We start from the raw sequence: 17,147 nt of genomic DNA on the forward strand, positions 1-17,147 counted from the left end.
AAAAATGGCAAGAATTCCTCGAATGCTTTGTCGACGACCAGGAAGTCGTCGAACGTGTCAAGACATATTCCCCACGGTAACAATCGGGCGGTTACGAGCCATGCTGCAACATATTCGTCGAAATCAAATAAAATAGGCAAAGAAAAACGCCGCCCTGTTCAGGAGCGGCGTTTCATAAATTCCTTGGCGGATGGGGGCGGATCGGGTGTCTGCCCGCCCGACCGTCGACTCAGTTCAGGTTCGACTTGACCTGCGTCAGTGCATCCTTGAACAGGTTGCCGGCGAGTTTTGTGTCGACCTTTTCGGCAACGATCTTGCCTGCGGCGGCAACCGCGAGATCGACAGCCGAAGCGCGCACCGCATTGATGGCATCGGTTTCAGCCGTTGCAATCTTCTGCTCCGCGAGCTTGTTGCGGCGTGCAACATATTCTTCCGTCGCGCGCTTGGCATCTTCAAGGAGTGCCTTCGCTTCACGCTCGGCGGAAGCAACGATATCGCCCGCTTCCTTCTCGGCTTCCTTACGCTTGCGATGATATTCGGCCAGCAGCTGCTGGGCTTCCTCGCGGAGCGTACGGGCTTCCTCGAGTTCCTTCTTGATGCGGTCAGCGCGCTCGTCGAGCGAACGGCCGACCACTGCCGGAACCTTCAGATAGACAAGGATCGCCAGGAAAATAATAAGGCCAACAAATGCCCAGAATGTATTATCCATCGTGCTCTCCTCAGGCGTTCGCAGCCTTGACGGCGGCCGACACGGCAGCCTTGTCGGTCTTCGTGCCAAGAAGCTGCTCGACGATCTCTGCCGTGGTTTCCTCGGCTATGGTGCCAACGTCGCTCATGGCCTTGGCCTTGATCGCGGCGATGCGTTCCTCGGCCTGCCTGAGCTTGCCTTCCAGAGCGGCTTCGGCGGAAGCGCGTTCCGCATCTGCTTCGCCCTTGCCCTTCTCGCGGGCGGCTTCGGCGATCGAAGCGGCCTTGGTGCGGGCCTGGCTCAGCTCCTGCTCATAGGCAGCGATGGCGTTATCGGCATCCTGCTTGAGGCGGGCTGCCTGCTCAAGATCCTGGGCGATGCGGTCGCGGCGGGTTTCGATCACGCCGCCGATGCGCGGCAGAACCACGCGCGACATGAACAGATAGAAAAGCCCGAACGTGATCGCCAGCCACAGAAGCTGCGAGGCGTAATGGGTGGAATCGAACGGAGGGAATACGCCGCTGCCGTGTCCGGCATCGTGCGCGACCCCGGTTTCGGTGTGCACAGCATCGGCTGCGCCGTGCTCGCCAGCAGCTGGTGCCGGTTGCGATTCGGTGGCGGTTTGGGCAAACGCCGTGGACACGAACATCCAGATTTCCCCTTTAATCCAGCCTGATCCCTTCCGATTGGACCCGGATCATGCCTTACTCAGACGTCATATGCAAAGGCCAGCCGCATCTGCATTTCTTCAAGGAGCATGATTTTCGGATCATGCTCCCAAAGCTGCTTCGCGGCAGGCCAGTTCCTGCAACCGTTGATTAGACGGCGAAGAGGAGCAGAAGCGCGATGAGCAGCGAGAAGATGCCCAGAGCTTCCGTAACGGCGAAACCGAACACCAGACGGCCGAACTGGCTGTCGGCAGCGGACGGATTGCGCAGAGCGCCGGAGAGGTATTGGCCGAAGATATTGCCGAGGCCGAGAGCCGTACCGGCCATACCGAAACAGGCGAGACCGGCGCCGATGTACTTTGCTGCTTCCGCTTCCATGTTAAGCTCCTTCTGGATTGAAATAAGCGCGGATTTCAGTTCTGGCGGTCGCCCGCCGGTTTGAACTCAGTGTCCCGGATGTACTGCGTCGTTGATGTACATGCAGGTGAGAACGGTAAACACGTAGGCCTGGAGGAAGGCTACGAGGAATTCGAGCGCGGTGATCGCAACCGTCATGATGAGCGGAAGGACAGCGCCGCCGATGCCGATCGGGCCGAGAGCGGCCAGCGAGACGACGAAACCGGCGAAAACCTTGAGCGTGATGTGGCCTGCGAGCATGTTCGCGAAAAGACGAACGGAGAGGCTGATCGGACGCGAAAGGAACGAGATGATTTCAATGGCGACGACCAGCGGGACGATGATGCCCGGAACGCCGCTCGGCACGAAGAGCTTGAGGAAGCCGAAGCCGTGCTTGAAGAAACCGTAGATGATGACCGTGCAGATGACCAGCAGCGCCAGCGCGAAGGTCACGATGATCTGGCTGGTGACCGTATAGAAATACGGGAACAGGCCGATAAAATTGGCAACCAGCACGAACATGAATATGGAGAAGACGAAGGGGAAGAACTTCATGCCCTTCGATCCCGCCGAATCCCTGAGGCTGGTCGCCACGAATTCATAGGCCATTTCCGAAACCGACTGTAGACGGGTCGGGATCAGACCGCGACCTGACGAAGTCAGATAAAGAAAGCCCGAAGCGACAACGACGGTTGCGACCATGAAGGCCGAAACGTTCGTGAACGAGAGGTCCACACCGCCTACATCGATGGGAATCCATCGGGAAACCTGGAACTGATGGATCGGATCGTTCGCCACCTTAACCTCGCCTGTCTTACCTGCCCGAAGGCAATTTGGCCTGCCCGAAGGCAATTTCTGCTTACCCGAAAGCAATTTGTCCCGCCCAGAGGCGTTTCAATCTCTCGGGCACATGGCCCATTTATTCACTTACACTTGAACGAACTTTATTGTGAAGCCCGTCAGGCGCTATTTCTTGCCGTCCTTTTCCGCGCTAGACTTAATATTGCCCTGTTCGGCAACATAACCTGCGGAACGAAGTACATTGAGGACGCCTGCCCCGAAGCCCAGAAGGAGGAATACGATCAATCCCCAGGGCGACGTACCGGCGACACGATCGATGAACCAGCCCAGAACCGCACCGACCACGACCCCCGCGATGAACTCGCTGGAAATCTTCATGGCCTGCGCGACCGAACTTGCAGTCTCCGATCGCTCCTCTTCGGAAGCCGGCTGCCTGAGAACGCCCTTTTTGGCCAGTTCGGCCTCCAGACGGTTCAAACGCTGATCCAGCTCCCCGGAACCGGGTTCGTTCTTCGCATCCTTGATCGCACCGGATGGCTTTCCGGGCTCGGCCCTGCGCGCCATTGGCAGCTCCTTTTTTCAAGAAATGCGAGGATTCCAATCCCATTTCCAAGTTGCGCGCAACATATTGACACGCCGCCCGCTAGTCAAGGCAGTGCAGGCATTGCTCCAAAAGGTTTTTTAATCAGTAAAAACAATCATTTAGATCGTGGTGCGACTCATTTTCCAACCAAAGGCTCACATTCGTCGCACGATCCGCCGGAAAAACGGAATCGATTTCATGCAAAGCGGGATGTGTCAGCATGAAGGCCGAACACTACAAATATGCCTGTCCGGGTATTTAGTCTGCTGACAAAAACGTGATCCCGTCTCCCGCGATATCGTCGCGGGCGCGGATCAGCTCCAGCCGCCGCCATAGGTGCGATAGAAGACGTGAAGGCCGATTTTCGTCACCTTCTTCATGGTCGGCGCCCAGAAAGGCCGGACATAGGTCGCGTGATAGTGGGTCGCCGACCCCACGTCGGGCAACCAGATCTGGCCTGCGGAGACGGTCTTCGCCACCTGCTGCGCCATACGCCATTGCGGCATCTCGGTCACCCGGTGCTTCTGCCCGTCGCAGGCGAAGGAAAACTGGCAGGCATTGAGCCAGTCGCGATTCTGGTAGACCACGCCGCAAATGGTGCCCGGATAGGCGGGATTGCGAACGCGGTTGAGCACGACCTGCGCGACAGCCACCTGCCCCTTCACCTTTTCGCCGCGCGCTTCGTAATAGACGGCTTCGGCGAGGCATTTCTGTTCACGCTTGCCAAAGGCTGAAGGGGGCAGAGGGGTCGCCGCCCATTCATGGTCCTTCTTGCCGATGGGCGGCACGAAACGGCCCTCGGCGGGATCGGGCTTCAGGATGCTCTCGAACGGCGAGGTCTTGCCGTAATCGGGCGCGGCAGGCGCATAACCAAGGGCCAGCGCGTCCGGCTGGTCATTGGTTATGAGCCTGGCCAACTGAACCGGCATTTCGGGGCGCGGCTTCGGCGGCTTCACCGCATGGAAAGCCATGGTGATTTCGACTTCCTTGCCTTCCAGCTTTCTGGTGAAGGCCAGTTTCGCGTCCACCTTTTCCGGCGGACGCGTGATCATGCTGATCTTGTCGAACATGCTGCCTGCCGTGAAGGCCTTGGCGGGAGCCCTGGGCTTGACGGAGACGAGACGGCCGGTCTTGTCGGCGCGATTGATCCGGTTTTCGTCGGGGTTCGGATCGTCAACGCCAAGCTTGGCCGTCTTCCTGCTGCCCGAAAGTGCGACGCGACCGATGCCCGGCACCTCGATGCCGTTGGTGGCGATGCTGCCCGTGACCGTCGTCGCATCCACGAAGGGCATTTCGGCCTGATGGACAGAGCCTACAGGGGCCTTGGCGACATAGGCCGTCCAGCGATGAGTACCGAGATCGGCGGAAGGCACGAGGCTCGCCATATCCTGCAAGGCAATCGCATTGGAATTCAACAGATAGGCCATAACCGCCAGAACCAGCGGTATCAGACGATGGGGCTTTTGAACCGGCTGGCGCGCCTTTGCCCGCACGGCGTAATAGCGTCCGTCCTCCGGGCAATAGCCCGTGACCGGATAGTGCCACACCGGCTCGGCAGCGGCCTTGCGTCGGCCAAACAGCGCTCGTAATGATACAAGACGCACCGTGAACTCCACTCAAACTGACTTAACTGATGTCGGCGATAATGGAGTATTAACCTTGATGTATGGTTAACAGATATTTGTTTACTAATTGAAAATATTGATTAATTTAGGATTAATACATTGCGCGCCGCCTTGTTTTCGTTGCGGTTTTGGCGTGACCTGCAAAGGCGCGTCCTGAAAATCCCTTTCCCTGAATGTTTTACGATCTATGTTCGGTGTTGAACGAACAGGCTAACGGGCACGGAGGAAAACCCATGCAACGCTTTCTGGTTCATGCCGCAGCGCTGCTGCTTGGATCGACGCTGTCGCTTTCTACGGCGCAAGCCGACGACTGCCAGAACGTCAGCGGCTCGCAGGCCGATCTCAATAGCTGCTATGGCAACCAGCTCAAGACATCAGATGGTGAACTGAACAAGCTCTATAAGGAACTTGAACGGCGGGCGGACGATGCGGAACTGAAGCAGAGCCTCGTCAAATCGCAGCGCGCCTGGATCGCCTATCGCGACGCGGAATGCGACATGCAGACCATCGGCGGCGGCAGCATTGCCGGCATGTCGCGCGCGATCTGCCTGTCCGGCCTGACCATGCAGCGCATCGACGATTTCAAGCGCTATCTGAAATGCGAGGAAGGCGACAGCAATTGTCCCTTCCCTTCCGCCGGCAACTGACCGCCATCGTTTTCGGGGGACCGGCCTGTCTGGCCGGACGTTACCATCTTACCGCCCAGCGTTCGATATTCGCGTCCTGCCCGATGAGCGCGAGGCCGTTGGCAATGGAATCGAACTGGTTCGAGCTTGTCACCATGGCGCCGGAAAAGCTCTCTTCAAAGACGGTGCGGATCACCGGCACGAAGGATGTGCCGCCGGTCAGGAAGACGCGGTCGATGCCCGCGAAATCGAGACCGGCCTTTTCCACCGCCTGTTCGACCGACTGCTCGATCTGGCGCACATCGCCCCCGATCCAGTTTTCGAAATCGTTGCGCGTGATGTCCGCGCGGATTTCGAAACCATCGGCCTTGAAATGCAATTCCGACAGGCGTTGCGAGGAAAGCTTCACCTTCAGGTCCGATACGGCGCGGTAGATTTCGTAACCGTAATCGTTCTCGATCAGATGGATAAAATGTTCGAGCGGTCCGGGATCGACGGCCTGCCGGGCCAGTTCGTCGAGTTCGCGGATCGTCGCGGGCGAGTTCATCAGGAACAGTGTGTTCCAGCGCGCGAAATTCGCATAATAATGGTTCGGCATGGTCAGCCGCTTGCCGAAGGATTTGTATTCGCTGCCCTTGCCGAGCAGCGGAGAGACGGCATTGTCGATGATGCGGTAGTCGAAGGTGTCCCCGGCAACGCCGAGGCCGGTCTGGCTGAGCGGCGTGAAGGACAGGCCGTCCTTGCCGACCTCGAAACGCACGATGGAAAAATCGCTCGTGCCGCCGCCGAAGTCGGCGACCAGCACGGTGGAGTCGCTTTTCAGTTCCTGCGCATAGAAATAGGCCGCCGCCACTGGCTCGTAGACATAATGAATATCGGTGAAGCCGAAGGCGCGGAACGCCTTTTCATAGCGCTGCATGGCCAGAGCCTCGTCCGGCGAGGAACCGGCGAAGATGACCGGACGGCCGATGACCACGCGATTGCCCCTGGGCGGCATCCGGTCGCCGAGCCGGGCGGCGACGCTTTCAAGGAAGGTATTCAGGATGTCCTCGAACTTGAAGCGCTTGCCGAAGACCGGCGTGTCGGTGAAGGACTTGCTGGCGGCAAAGGTCTTGAAGGATTGCAGCATACGCGTCGAATGCGGTGCATTGACGAAGGCGTCCATGGCCCACGGCCCGCTTTCCACCGTGCGCTCGCCGGTCTCGCGATCCTGCCAGAAGCAGAGGATCGAACGATAGCCGGTAATGTCGATGCCATCCTTCGGAACGCTCAGGACGGCGGTCGTGCCGTCCGGCGAGGCCACGGAAATAACCGTGTTGGTGGTGCCGAAGTCTATTCCTAGCGTCACGCCGTCAAAGCGGCTCTGGTCAGCCTTCGTCATTGCAGCACCTTGTCCATGAAAAATTTTTTGGGGGGGGTGAGAAATTCGGGGAGGCGGCGACGTAGCAGACCGAACCGTTTTCTTCAACAGAGGATGATGAAAAAAGCCCGGATCGCTCCGGGCTTTGTCCTATCTCTTCTTTTTCGCCCGCCCTGCGAACGGATTGTCCGAGGTGCGAAGCGACAGCCTGATCGGCACGCCCGGCATGTCGAAGGTTTCGCGCAGGCCGTTGATCAGATAACGCACATAGGATTGCGGCATCGCATCGGGGCGCGAGCAGGACACGACGAAGCCCGGCGGGCGCGTCTTGACCTGCGTCATATACTTCACCTTCAGGCGACGACCGGAAACCGCCGGTGGCGGCTGATGCGCGATGACGCCTTCCAGCCAGCGGTTGAGGCGGCCTGTCGAGATGCGGCGGTTCCAGATTTCATGGGTCTTGACGACATTCTCCATGAGCTTGTCGATGCCCTGCCCGCGCTCGCCGGAAATCGGCACGGCGCGCAAGCCCCGCACCTGCGGCAGCAGGCGCGCCGTCTTCTCGTAGAGATCGGCCAGAACCATCTGCCGGTCCTCGATCAGATCCCACTTGTTGAAAGCGATGATCGGCGCGCGGCCCTCGCGGATGATGAGGTCGGCGATCTGCAAGTCCTGCTTTTCGAACGGGATCGTCGCGTCGAGCACGATGATGACCACTTCGGCGAAGCGAATGGCGCGCAGGCCATCGGCGACGGAAAGCTTTTCCAGCTTTTCCTGTACCCGCGATTTGCGGCGCATCCCCGCCGTGTCGAACAGCTTGATCCTGCGGCCATGCCATTCCCAATCGACGGAAATGGAATCGCGCGTGATGCCCGCTTCCGGTCCGGTCAAAAGGCGGTCTTCGCCCAGCATCGTATTGATCAGCGTGGACTTGCCCGCATTCGGACGCCCGACGATGGCGATCCTGAGCGGCTTGGTGGCGTCATAGGCCGGAATTTCTTCCGCGTCCGGGTCCTCGATATCGTCACCGACCAGCGCGCCGACAGTGGCGGGCGTGAAAGCCTCGCTCTCGGCTTCCTCCTGCTTTTCGTCGGCGAAGGCACGTTCTTCACCCAGAAGCTCGACAATCGCGTCACGCAGATCGGGCATACCCTGGCCGTGTTCGGCGGAAATCGGACACGGCTCGCCGAGGCCGAGCTGGAACGCGTCGTACATGCCCGCTTCCGCGCCGCGCGCTTCCGCCTTGTTGGCGACCAGAACCACCGGCCTGCCGGAACGGCGCACGACTTCGGCAAAGGTGCTGTCGGCCGGCGTGATGCCGGCCTTGGCGTCGATGATGAACAGGATGACGTCGGCTTCCTCGATGGCGGCCTCGGTCTGGGCGCGCATACGCGCCTCCAGACTATCGTTGGCAGCCTCTTCGAGACCGGCCGTGTCGATCACCTGGAATTTCAGATCGTAGAGCCTGGCATCGTGAATGCGCCGGTCGCGCGTGACGCCCGGCAGATCGTCCACCAGCGCCAGCTTGCGGCCGACAAGGCGATTGAACAGCGTGGACTTGCCGACATTGGGACGCCCGACGATGGCGATTGTGAAACCCATGGGAGAGGATGACTCCAGAAACCGAAAATTGTTTATGTATTTGTTTATGTATTCTGCGCGTCGGGCACCTTGACGCCCGCGCCGCGCATCAGATCGAGCATCGTATTGGCACGCTGGCGGATATTGGCAGGAGCCAGGCTGTCATTGGCGATCTGCTGGAACAGCTTGACGGCATCGTCGAAGCGTTCCGCCTTCCAGGCTGCAAGCCCCAGCGCTTCCCGCGCGCTTGAGCGCATCGGATAGCCATCGGCCGAAAGCGTCTCTACACGCTTGGCGACATCGTCATAAGACCCGCTGTCGACAAGCAGATAGCCCGCGCGCAGACGCGCCACATCGCGCAGCGGCGCAGGCACGGCATTATCTGCCGCAACGTCGTCGAACGCCTTTACGGCGCCCGCCGCATCGCCCTTTTCCGCGATGACCGAGGCGGCGCGAAGGCGCGCCAGAACCGGATAGGAACCATAGCCGGTCTTTTCCAGATCGTCGAGCGCGGCGAGCGCCTCGTCGTTCTTGCCGGCAGAGGCGAGATCGAGCGCAGCCAGGAACTTGTCGCCGGAAGCGGAAGCCTTGCTGTCGACCCAGTGCTGATAGCCGACCCAGCCAGCCGTTCCCAGAACGACAGCCACGGCGGCACCGATGACGACCGGGCCGAAATTCTTCCAGACCTGCTTCGCCCGTTCCGAACGGAGTTCCTCGTTTACCTCGCGAATGAAACTGTCGTCTGCCATGGACCTGCCATCGTTCTTGAATCTGGTTTACGAAATAGATGTTCTGGCGCTTTTAGTCGGAATTGTCGCCATATGTAAGACCCGTCCGCGAAATAAGCGTTCCCAGCCGTCATAAAGTCGATTTCCGTCCGATCTCCGCCATATTCAGCAGCTACGGACAATCATCCTCCCGCCCGGTACCTGATTTTCATGCGTTTTTCCCTCCCCCCATTCGTTCCGCTTTCCGTTTTCACGCTTGCGAGCTTCGCGGCGCAGGCCGCATCGCCGGAAGCCGCGCCCGAAAACAGGCCGGTGAAGCCGCAATATGTGCTCATCTCCTTCGACGGCGCGCATGACAATGCGCTCTGGGCCCGCTCGCGCGAACTGGCGAAGAAAAACAATGCGCATTTCACCTATTTCCTGTCCTGCGTCTTCCTGATGACCAGGCAGGACCGGCGCGACTACCAGCCGCCGCACAAGCGCGCCGGTGCCTCCAATGTCGGTTTCGCGCTCAGCCGCGACGAGGTTGCCGCAAGGCTCGGCAATATCTGGCAGGCCCATCTGGAAGGAAACGAAATAGCGAGCCATGGCTGCGGCCATTTCGACGGCACCCGCTGGTCCACCGCCGACTGGGACACGGAGATCAAGGCGTTCCGCCGCATTACCGCGGACGCCTACGCGAACAACGGCATCGAGGGCGAGCCGGAAGGCTGGCGCGATCTGGCGCTGAAAGGCATTACCGGCTTCCGCGCGCCCTATCTGGCCGCATCGAAGCCGGTGCGCGAAGCGCTGAAGGCGAACGGGTTTCGCTATCAGGCGTCGTCGGTCGCGCGCGGCCCCGAACTGCCGGTCATCTCCGGCCGGCTTGCCTCCTTCGGCCTGCCGCTCATCCCGGAAGGGCCGTCACAGCGCCCGATCGTCGCCATGGATTACAATCTCTATGTGCGCCATTCAAAAGGCAAGGAAGCCCTGCGGCAGGCGGCCCAATTCGAGGACCGCGCCTATAAGGCCTTTCGCGCGGCCTTCGACCGGCAATATACCGGCGCGCGGATGCCGCTTCAGCTCGGCTTCCATTTCGTGCTGATGAACGATGGCGCCTACTGGCGCGCCATGGAGCGGCTGGTGTCGGAAGTCTGCACCCGGTCCGATGTCAGATGCACCACTTACAGCGACTATCTGGACCGCCTCGACGGGGAAGCGCTTCATGCGAGCCAGAACAAATCCTGACCCTACAGTCGCATTCTTCGTGATGTCGGGCTGCAAAGAGCAATTTCCTGCGCTCCGGTGCTCACGTACGTTCAAGTACGCTCCGCTCCGGTGCTCAAAAATCACCCTTTTCGCCACGACCTGACGAATTTGCAACTGTAGGGTCTAAAAGCGCCGAGACGCCGCCAGTTGCTTCGCCGCGCGTCCGGCCAGCAGTCCGATGATTGCGACGACAACCAGAGAGAGCGCCGCGACGAGGCTTGCGGATGTGAAGGAGCCGGAGCGCTCGGCCATGAAACCGGCCACCAGCGGGCCGACGATCTGGCCGATGCTGAAACATACCGTCATGCGCGCCAGCGCGCGTTTCGGCGAGGCGGGCGCCAGCACCCGCGCGATCTGCAAACCGAAAGCCGTCAGCGCCATGAAGGTGACGCCGAGAAGCGCGCCGCCCACGAGCGGACCGAGCGGCGGGGCAAGCATGACGCTGGCCGCGACACCCACCGCCTGTATGATCGCCGTCAGGGCAAAGGAGCCGGACAGGCCGAATTGTCTGGTGGCGGGCGCCCATAGCCAGATGGAGGGCGCAGCCGTCAGGCCGGTGATCACCCAGACAGCCGCTTCCATCAGCGGCCCGCCGTCATTGGCCCTTACGATGGCGATGAGGAATGTCGCCGTGATGACATAGCCGAAGCCGAAAATGCCATAGGCAAGCGCAATGGCGTTGAAGGCGAAGCCTCCGGGCAGCGGCGGCTCGCGCGTGCCGCCTTTTCCCCCGACGGGGCCTTCCTTCACCATTCCGGCGACGAGAACGGTCATGACGAGGGCCAGGATCGCCGCGCCGATCCAGTCGGCGCGCCAGCCGAAACCGGCAAGGCGGATCAGGGCGACCAGAACGGCCGAAAGCGCGATGCCGCTGCCCACGCCGCCAAAATGCAGTGCGCCCAGCCCCGCCCTGTCCGCCGCCGTGACATGGCTCAGCACGATTGCCGTGCACAGGATCATGGTGACGGCGCTGATGAAGCCCGCCGCAAAGCGGAGGGCGGAAAACATCCAGACATTATCGAACAGGGCCATGGCCGCGCACAGAAGCGCGCTGATCGCCAGCCCCGCAATCATGCTCGTCCGTTCGATGCCGGCCGACCAGCCATATCCGGCAACCATCGCGCCGATGAGATAGCCGATGTAGTTTGCCGAAGCGATGAAGCCCGCATCGGCGGCATTGAAACCCGTATCCGCCATCATGCCGGGCAGGATCGGCGTATAGATGAAACGGCCGATGCCCATGGCCGCGGCCATGGCGAGAAAACCGCCGAAAGCATAACGGACGGCAACGTCGTGCCGGGGGGAGATTTGCTGGTTCATGTCGAGGGAGGTCTCTGTTGTTCGACCGGAACATAAGTCCGGCGACCTTGCAGACAATTGAATTTTTCTGATGGCTTTGATCACACGGGCTGAACCGCCGGTTTTCTGCCCGGATGCGCGCGTTCTGGCAGCAATCCGGTAACGCAAAATTGTGCAAGGGCGGGTTGCCCGACCGGCGAAAGACGGGCCTTGCGAATCGCATAAGTGTGTGCTTATGTGTTATTCATGAACCAGAACGATACGGTCAACGATATATTCCGGGCGCTTGCCGACCCGACCCGCCGGGCGATCTTCGAGAAGCTGGCCACCGGCACGATGAATGCGAGCGCCCTGCGCGAAGGCATGGCGATCAGCCAGCCGGCCATGTCGCAGCATCTTTCGGTGCTGCGCGGCGCGGGGCTGGTGCGGGAAGAAAAACAGGGCCGCTTCGTGAATTATGAGGTCGATCCTGAAGGACTGGCGCTCATGGCGGACTGGCTTGCGAAATACCGCGCTTACTGGCCTGCCCGTATCGATGCTCTCCGAAACCTGCTGAAGGATATGGACCAATGACCGAACCGCAGGAAAAGCCCGCCGAAACCGGCATCGAGCTTGAATACGAGCTGGATGCGGAGCCGCAGAAGGTCTGGCGGGCGATCAGCATTCCCGAATTTCGCGAGAACTGGCTGCCTGCCGATGCGCTGGCGGAACCCGACGCCGCGTCGCAGAAGCCGGGTGAGGAAATCAGCTACCGGATGCGCGAGAGCGAGCCGCCATTTCTCGAAAGCATGGTGACGTTCCGCATTCGGCCCAACGCGAATGGCGGCACGAGCCTGCGCGTCATCCACGAATTGAAGCGCGCCACGGTGATTGCCGCCAACAGCAACCGGATGCCGGTCATGCGCGCTGCCTGACCGCCGGTTTCGGCTCCCCGCTACCCAACTCCCAAGAGCGGTTCCTGTTTTGACTGAATCGTTGGAACCGCTCCAACTATTTGTTTTTACGCATTATCCTACGCATCGTAGCAGGATTAGAAATCAGTCCAGTGGACTGATTTCCCTGCGAAGACGCTTCGCACTTTTGCTGAAAATGCTCTGGAGAAAGGAGTTCGCCGATGCGCGAAACAATGCAACTCGTCCCCATGGTCGTGGAACAGTCGAGCCGGGGCGAAAGATCCTTCGACATTTATTCCCGCCTGCTGCGCGAAAGGATCATCTTTCTCAATGGCGAGGTGAACGACGCCGTGTCCGCGCTCGTCTGCGCGCAGCTTCTGTTTCTGGAAGCGGAAAACTCAAAACAGCCGATCAATCTCTACATCAATTCGCCGGGCGGCGTGGTGACGAGCGGCTTCGCCATCTATGACACGATGCGTTACGTGCGTGCGCCGGTGCATACGCTGTGCATGGGAACCGCCCGCTCGATGGGGTCTTTCCTGCTGATGGCGGGCGAACCGGGGCACCGCGCCGCATTGCCGAACGCGAACCTGCTCGTCCACCAGCCTTCCGGCGGGTTTCAGGGGCAGGCGTCGGATATTTTCATACATGCCGAGGAAGCGCAGCGCACCAAGCGCCTGATGACGCGGCTTTACGCCGAACATTGCGGGCGCAGCTATGAGGAAGCGGAACGCGCGCTCGACCGCGATAATTTCATGACCGCCGAACAGGGCGTCGAATGGGGGCTGATCGACCGCATTCTGGAAACGAGGCACGCGGCCTGAACCCTATGCGCTAAAAAAGGCCTCATATTGCTCCGGCTTGAAACCGACGGTGAGCTTGCCGTCCTTTTCAAGCACCGGGCGCTTCACCATGGAGGGCTGCTCCAGCATCAAAGCGCGCGCACCAGCAGCATCGACATTCCGGCGTTGTTCTTCCGGCAGTTTGCGGAAAGTCGTGCCCGCGCGGTTGAGAAGCTGTTCCCAAGCGATCTGCTTCAGGAAACCGTCGAGCGTCGCCGCGTCGAGGCCCTCCTTCCTGTAATCGTGAAAGCCGTAATCGATGCCGTGGTCTTCGAGCCAGTTACGCGCCTTCTTCATCGTGTCGCAGTTCCTGATACCGTAGATGGTGACGCTCATTTCCGACTCCTTCGATCGCTTCGCCGCGATCAAAGGCCATCGAAACGCCGGTTTCAACCTCTATCTGGAATCGTGAAAGATTATGCCCAGCGTATGGCGCATACCGGAGCGGATGCGGCTGACGCCGTGGCGCATCCTGACGCGATAATCACCACGCGTGCCTCGCACCGGGCGGTCGTTGACCGCGAAAATCACCGCATCGCCCTGTTGCAGCGGCACCACCTCGGCGCGGCTCTGCATCCTCGGGCGCTGTTCGGTCAGGACGAATTCCCCGCCAGTGAAATCCCTGCCCGGTTCGGACAAAAGCACCGCCACCTGCAACGGGAAGAAAATGTCGCCGTAAAGGTCCTGATGCAGGCAGTTATAATCCCCCTCGACATATTGCAGGATCAGCGGGGTCGGGCGCGTCTGCCCGGCCTCGTGACAGCGGGTCAGAAAGGCCTCATGGGTCGGCGGAAAATCCATGCCGGAACCCAGCCTTTCGCTCCAGCGATTGGCGACCGGAGCAAGCCGCGGATAGAGGTTGCGGCGGAGATTCTGAATTATGGCAGGGTGAGGATTTGCGTAATATTTGTATTCTCCGCGCCCAAATCCGTGCCGGGACATCGAAATGACGCTCCGAAATGTGGCGGAAACCGGATATCCCGTGACCAAATCATGGCAATCCTGCGGCGAAATCATGTCTTTCAGGGTTGCGGCGCCGAACTCGTCCAGTTTGGCGCCGATCTGCTGCCAGTCACGGGCGGCAATTTTCGCCGCCAGTTCGTCCCGCGTCCCGCTCATACCTGGCGCTCCCTCTCGAGGAGATCGCGCTTGCGTTCGACGCCCCAGCGATAGCCGGAAATGCCGCCATCGTTGCGCACCACCCGGTGGCATGGCACCGCCACGGCGATCTTGTTGGCGGCGCAGGCCTGCGCCACGGCGCGCACCGATTTCGGCGCGCCGATCCGTTCGGCGATTTCCGTATAGCTTACGGTCTTTCCGGCCGGAATGTCCCGCAGCGCCTGCCAGACCCGTTGCTGGAAAGCGGTGCCCTGAAGGTCGAGCGGCAGGTCGAGGCCGATGCCCGGCGCTTCGACGAAACCGACAACCTGCGCCACGACATCCTCGAAATCCCGGTCGGCGCCGATGAGATTGGCCTTCGGGAAACGCCGTTCCAGATCGCCGATCAGTTCCTGCGGATCGTCGCCCATCAGGATGGCGCAGACGCCCTTGCCGCTTGCGGCGACGAGAACGGCCCCCAGCGCCGACTGGCCGATGGCGAAACGGATGTCGGCATCCTTGCCGCCCTGCCTGTAAGCCCTCGGCGTCATTCCCAGAATCCTTGCCGAAGCTTCATAGAAGCGGCTTGAGGAATTATAGCCCGCATCGTAGATCGCATCGGTCACGCGTATCCGCGGCTCGTCCAGCGCCGCCCGCATTTTCCGGGCGCGATGGGCATCGGCATAGGCTTTCGGGGTGAGGCCGGTGAAAGCCTTGAAGATGCGGTGAAAATGCGCCGGGCTCGCCTTCACGAAAGCTGCGATTTCCTCAAGCGAAGGCATTTCCTCCGCCATTTCGATGAAGCGGCAGGCGCTTGCGACCATCTCCGCATGGCGGGCATTGTTCTGTGCGGCCAGCGTTTGCGAAAGATGCGGCTTGCAGCGCATACATGGCCGGAAACCGGCCTGTTCGGCATCCTCGCAACGGTCGAAGAACTGTACGTTTTCGCGCTTTCCGCGCCGCGACGGGCATGAAGGGCGGCAATAGACGCCCGTGGTGCGGACCGCATAGACGAATGCGCCGTCCGACGCCTTGTCGCGGTCGAGCACCTTCTGCCAGCGGTCTTCATCGGGATCATGCGTTTTCAGGGTCATGAGGTTCATATCCGTATTCCTTCAATATGAGCATGAAGGAAACCTAATGCCAGGACGTTCGGGCCACACTCCGCTGCTTGCTTTCAAATTCGGGACAGACGCGCCGACGCTTAAGCCTAAAACCAAACCCTTGTTATTTCAAAACAAAAAGGGCGAAGCCGATGCTTCGCCCCTGGCCTGATTTTTTCGACGGGAAGAGGATCAGCCTTTGCGCGCATCCTTGATCGCCTCGACCAGTTCCCGCTCGCGCATGACGCCGCCATAAAGCTTGGTGCCGATGACGAAGGAGGGCGTTCCGCCGAAATTGAAAGCCTCGCCCTGATCCATGTTGCGCTCCAGAATGGCATTGATGCGCTTTGCATCGGCCTTGTAGGCGGCTTCGAGCTTGGCGGCTTCGAGCCCGCTCTTTTTGAGCGCCGCCTTGACCTGTTCCGGGGTGAGACGGCCGGGCGTCGCCATCAGCGCTTCCATGGCCTTGACGTAATTGCCCGATTTTTCCGCCGCGAGAACGAGGCGTGCGGCATAGGCCGACGTATCACCGAAGATGATCCAGTCCTTCATGACCAGACGCACATTGCCGTCTTTCCTGACCACGCGCATCAACTCGCCATGGCCCTTCTTGCAATAGGGGCATTGATAATCGAAATATTCGACGATGGTCACATTGCCATTGGGATTGCCCAGGACCGGAACTTCCTTGTCATAAAGGACTTCGGCCACGGTCGGCACGCGCTGCGCAAGGCTTTCGCCGCCTGAAATGGCGACGGTAGCGGCACCGGCTGCGGTTGCGGCCAATATCTGACGACGGTTCATCATGAGCTTGCTCCTTTGCCCGATTGGGTTCGAGACTGGCCCTTGTCCAGCACAACGACGCGTGCGCCCGCGGGGATGCGCTTGTAGAGATCGAGAATGTCCTGATTATAGAGGCGGATGCAGCCGGAAGACGCCGCCTTGCCGACCGACCAAGGCTCGTTCGTGCCGTGAATGCGGTAGAGCGTATCCTTGCCGTCGCGATAGAGATAGAGCGCGCGGGCGCCGAGCGGATTGCGGATGCCGCCCTCAAGGCCCTTCGCGTATTTTGCATAGTGATCGGGGTTGCGCTTGATCATGTTGGCCGTCGGCGTCCAGCGCGGCCATTGTGACTTGTAGGCAACCTTTGCATCGCCCTTGAAGGTCAGACCGGCGCGGCCGACGCCGACCGAATAGCGAAGCGCCTTGCCGCCGGGCTGCACCAGATAGAGATAACGGGCATAGGGATCGACCACGATGGTGCCGACCGGCTCGCTCGTGGCATAATCCACTTGCCTGCGCAGATTGCGACCGGCGATCTTGTCGAGATCGAGCGCCGGGATGAGATTGCCGCGATCGTTCACCGCGCCATACATGGCCTCATATTCGCTTTTTGCCGTCTGCACTTCCGGCTGCGCCTCCGCGACGGGTTCGGGCGAAAAGGCCACCGGCTGCGGCATGGTGACGGCAACAGGCCGATCTGCCGAAGCAGTGGTGCAGGCTGCGGCGGCAAAAGGCAGACAGGCAACCACGGCCACCCGCAGCAACGATCTCCGTGCGTCCGGCTTTTCATTCAATACCATCAATTTCCTTGCCCCCGGGTCATCT

At 60.4% G+C, this 17,147-nt stretch carries 20 protein-coding genes; 5 read left to right on the forward strand and 15 right to left on the reverse strand.

Features of this window, described 5'->3' with window-relative positions:
* Positions 1 to 229 precede the first annotated feature (229 nt).
* The 6 genes from FHS76_RS10370 to FHS76_RS10395 form a co-directional block, all read right to left on the reverse strand.
* Positions 230 to 709 carry a F0F1 ATP synthase subunit B gene (locus FHS76_RS10370; protein WP_183651757.1) on the reverse strand — a complete coding sequence of 160 codons (480 nt, stop codon included), beginning with the start codon at positions 707 to 709 and terminating at the stop codon, positions 230 to 232.
* Between the two features lie 10 nt (positions 710 to 719).
* The gene (locus tag FHS76_RS10375; protein WP_183651759.1) at positions 720 to 1,337 is read right to left on the reverse strand and encodes a F0F1 ATP synthase subunit B; all 618 of its coding nucleotides are present in this window, start codon (positions 1,335 to 1,337) and stop codon (positions 720 to 722) included.
* Between the two features lie 169 nt (positions 1,338 to 1,506).
* Positions 1,507 to 1,734, reverse strand: a complete 228-nt coding sequence (locus FHS76_RS10380; RefSeq protein WP_002963544.1) for a F0F1 ATP synthase subunit C — start codon at positions 1,732 to 1,734, stop codon at positions 1,507 to 1,509.
* 66 nt (positions 1,735 to 1,800) lie between these two features.
* A complete protein-coding gene (locus FHS76_RS10385) occupies positions 1,801 to 2,550 on the reverse strand; it encodes a F0F1 ATP synthase subunit A (protein WP_183651762.1) in 750 nt (249 codons plus the stop codon).
* A gap of 168 nt (positions 2,551 to 2,718) precedes the next feature.
* A complete protein-coding gene (locus FHS76_RS10390) occupies positions 2,719 to 3,117 on the reverse strand; it encodes an AtpZ/AtpI family protein (protein WP_183651765.1) in 399 nt (132 codons plus the stop codon).
* Between the two features lie 333 nt (positions 3,118 to 3,450).
* The gene (locus tag FHS76_RS10395; RefSeq protein WP_183651768.1) at positions 3,451 to 4,740 is read right to left on the reverse strand and encodes a cell wall hydrolase; all 1,290 of its coding nucleotides are present in this window, start codon (positions 4,738 to 4,740) and stop codon (positions 3,451 to 3,453) included.
* Positions 4,741 to 4,994: 254 nt separating this feature from the next.
* Here FHS76_RS10395 and FHS76_RS10400 point away from each other — a divergent pair, with 254 nt between their 5' ends.
* Positions 4,995 to 5,408 carry a lysozyme inhibitor LprI family protein gene (locus tag FHS76_RS10400; protein WP_183651771.1) on the forward strand — a complete coding sequence of 138 codons (414 nt, stop codon included), beginning with the start codon at positions 4,995 to 4,997 and terminating at the stop codon, positions 5,406 to 5,408.
* A gap of 40 nt (positions 5,409 to 5,448) precedes the next feature.
* Here FHS76_RS10400 and FHS76_RS10405 read toward each other — a convergent pair whose 3' ends face one another.
* The 3 genes from FHS76_RS10405 to FHS76_RS10415 all read right to left on the reverse strand — a co-directional run bounded on the left by FHS76_RS10405 (position 5,449) and on the right by FHS76_RS10415 (position 9,077).
* Entirely contained in the window at positions 5,449 to 6,768 is a 1,320-nt protein-coding gene (locus FHS76_RS10405) for an Hsp70 family protein (protein ID WP_183651774.1), read from the reverse strand.
* A gap of 129 nt (positions 6,769 to 6,897) precedes the next feature.
* Positions 6,898 to 8,349 carry a ribosome biogenesis GTPase Der gene (gene der / locus FHS76_RS10410; RefSeq protein WP_183651777.1) on the reverse strand — a complete coding sequence of 484 codons (1,452 nt, stop codon included), beginning with the start codon at positions 8,347 to 8,349 and terminating at the stop codon, positions 6,898 to 6,900.
* Between the two features lie 44 nt (positions 8,350 to 8,393).
* Positions 8,394 to 9,077, reverse strand: a complete 684-nt coding sequence (locus FHS76_RS10415) for a tetratricopeptide repeat protein (protein WP_183651780.1) — start codon at positions 9,075 to 9,077, stop codon at positions 8,394 to 8,396.
* A gap of 189 nt (positions 9,078 to 9,266) precedes the next feature.
* Between FHS76_RS10415 and FHS76_RS10420 the strand changes: the two genes are divergently transcribed.
* Positions 9,267 to 10,283: a polysaccharide deacetylase family protein gene (locus FHS76_RS10420; protein WP_183651784.1), complete on the forward strand. Its 1,017-nt coding sequence runs from the start codon at positions 9,267 to 9,269 to the stop codon at positions 10,281 to 10,283.
* 144 nt (positions 10,284 to 10,427) lie between these two features.
* On the opposite strand, the gene FHS76_RS10425 is transcribed toward FHS76_RS10420, so the two are convergent.
* Positions 10,428 to 11,624: a YbfB/YjiJ family MFS transporter gene (locus FHS76_RS10425; protein ID WP_183651787.1), complete on the reverse strand. Its 1,197-nt coding sequence runs from the start codon at positions 11,622 to 11,624 to the stop codon at positions 10,428 to 10,430.
* Between the two features lie 225 nt (positions 11,625 to 11,849).
* Here FHS76_RS10425 and FHS76_RS10430 point away from each other — a divergent pair, with 225 nt between their 5' ends.
* The 3 genes from FHS76_RS10430 (at position 11,850) to FHS76_RS10440 (ending at position 13,320) form a co-directional block, all read left to right on the forward strand.
* Positions 11,850 to 12,176 (forward strand): ArsR/SmtB family transcription factor, encoded by a 327-nt coding sequence (locus tag FHS76_RS10430; protein ID WP_183651789.1) that lies wholly within the window; start codon positions 11,850 to 11,852, stop codon positions 12,174 to 12,176.
* Complete coding sequence (locus tag FHS76_RS10435; protein ID WP_183651791.1) at positions 12,173 to 12,517, forward strand: SRPBCC family protein; 345 nt, start codon at positions 12,173 to 12,175, stop codon at positions 12,515 to 12,517. The genes FHS76_RS10430 and FHS76_RS10435 overlap by 4 nt, the downstream gene beginning before the upstream one ends.
* A 200-nt stretch (positions 12,518 to 12,717) precedes the next feature.
* Positions 12,718 to 13,320, forward strand: coding sequence for an ATP-dependent Clp protease proteolytic subunit (locus tag FHS76_RS10440; protein ID WP_183651794.1), 603 nt, complete (start codon positions 12,718 to 12,720; stop codon positions 13,318 to 13,320).
* A gap of 3 nt (positions 13,321 to 13,323) precedes the next feature.
* On the opposite strand, the gene FHS76_RS10445 is transcribed toward FHS76_RS10440, so the two are convergent.
* The 5 genes from FHS76_RS10445 to FHS76_RS10465 form a co-directional block, all read right to left on the reverse strand.
* Positions 13,324 to 13,674, reverse strand: coding sequence for an ArsC family reductase (locus FHS76_RS10445; protein WP_183651797.1), 351 nt, complete (start codon positions 13,672 to 13,674; stop codon positions 13,324 to 13,326).
* Positions 13,675 to 13,734: 60 nt separating this feature from the next.
* Positions 13,735 to 14,457 carry a 2OG-Fe(II) oxygenase gene (locus tag FHS76_RS10450; RefSeq protein ID WP_183651800.1) on the reverse strand — a complete coding sequence of 241 codons (723 nt, stop codon included), beginning with the start codon at positions 14,455 to 14,457 and terminating at the stop codon, positions 13,735 to 13,737.
* Entirely contained in the window at positions 14,454 to 15,539 is a 1,086-nt protein-coding gene (gene ada, locus FHS76_RS10455; protein WP_183651803.1) for a bifunctional DNA-binding transcriptional regulator/O6-methylguanine-DNA methyltransferase Ada, read from the reverse strand. The genes FHS76_RS10450 and ada overlap by 4 nt, the downstream gene beginning before the upstream one ends.
* A 192-nt stretch (positions 15,540 to 15,731) precedes the next feature.
* The gene (locus FHS76_RS10460; RefSeq protein WP_183651806.1) at positions 15,732 to 16,346 is read right to left on the reverse strand and encodes a DsbA family protein; all 615 of its coding nucleotides are present in this window, start codon (positions 16,344 to 16,346) and stop codon (positions 15,732 to 15,734) included.
* Positions 16,343 to 17,122: a L,D-transpeptidase gene (locus tag FHS76_RS10465; RefSeq protein ID WP_183651809.1), complete on the reverse strand. Its 780-nt coding sequence runs from the start codon at positions 17,120 to 17,122 to the stop codon at positions 16,343 to 16,345. Before FHS76_RS10465 ends, FHS76_RS10460 begins: the two co-directional genes overlap by 4 nt.
* Positions 17,123 to 17,147 lie beyond the last annotated feature (25 nt).

The organism is Brucella daejeonensis (assembly GCF_014199265.1).
Taxonomy (GTDB): domain Bacteria; phylum Pseudomonadota; class Alphaproteobacteria; order Rhizobiales; family Rhizobiaceae; genus Brucella; species Brucella daejeonensis.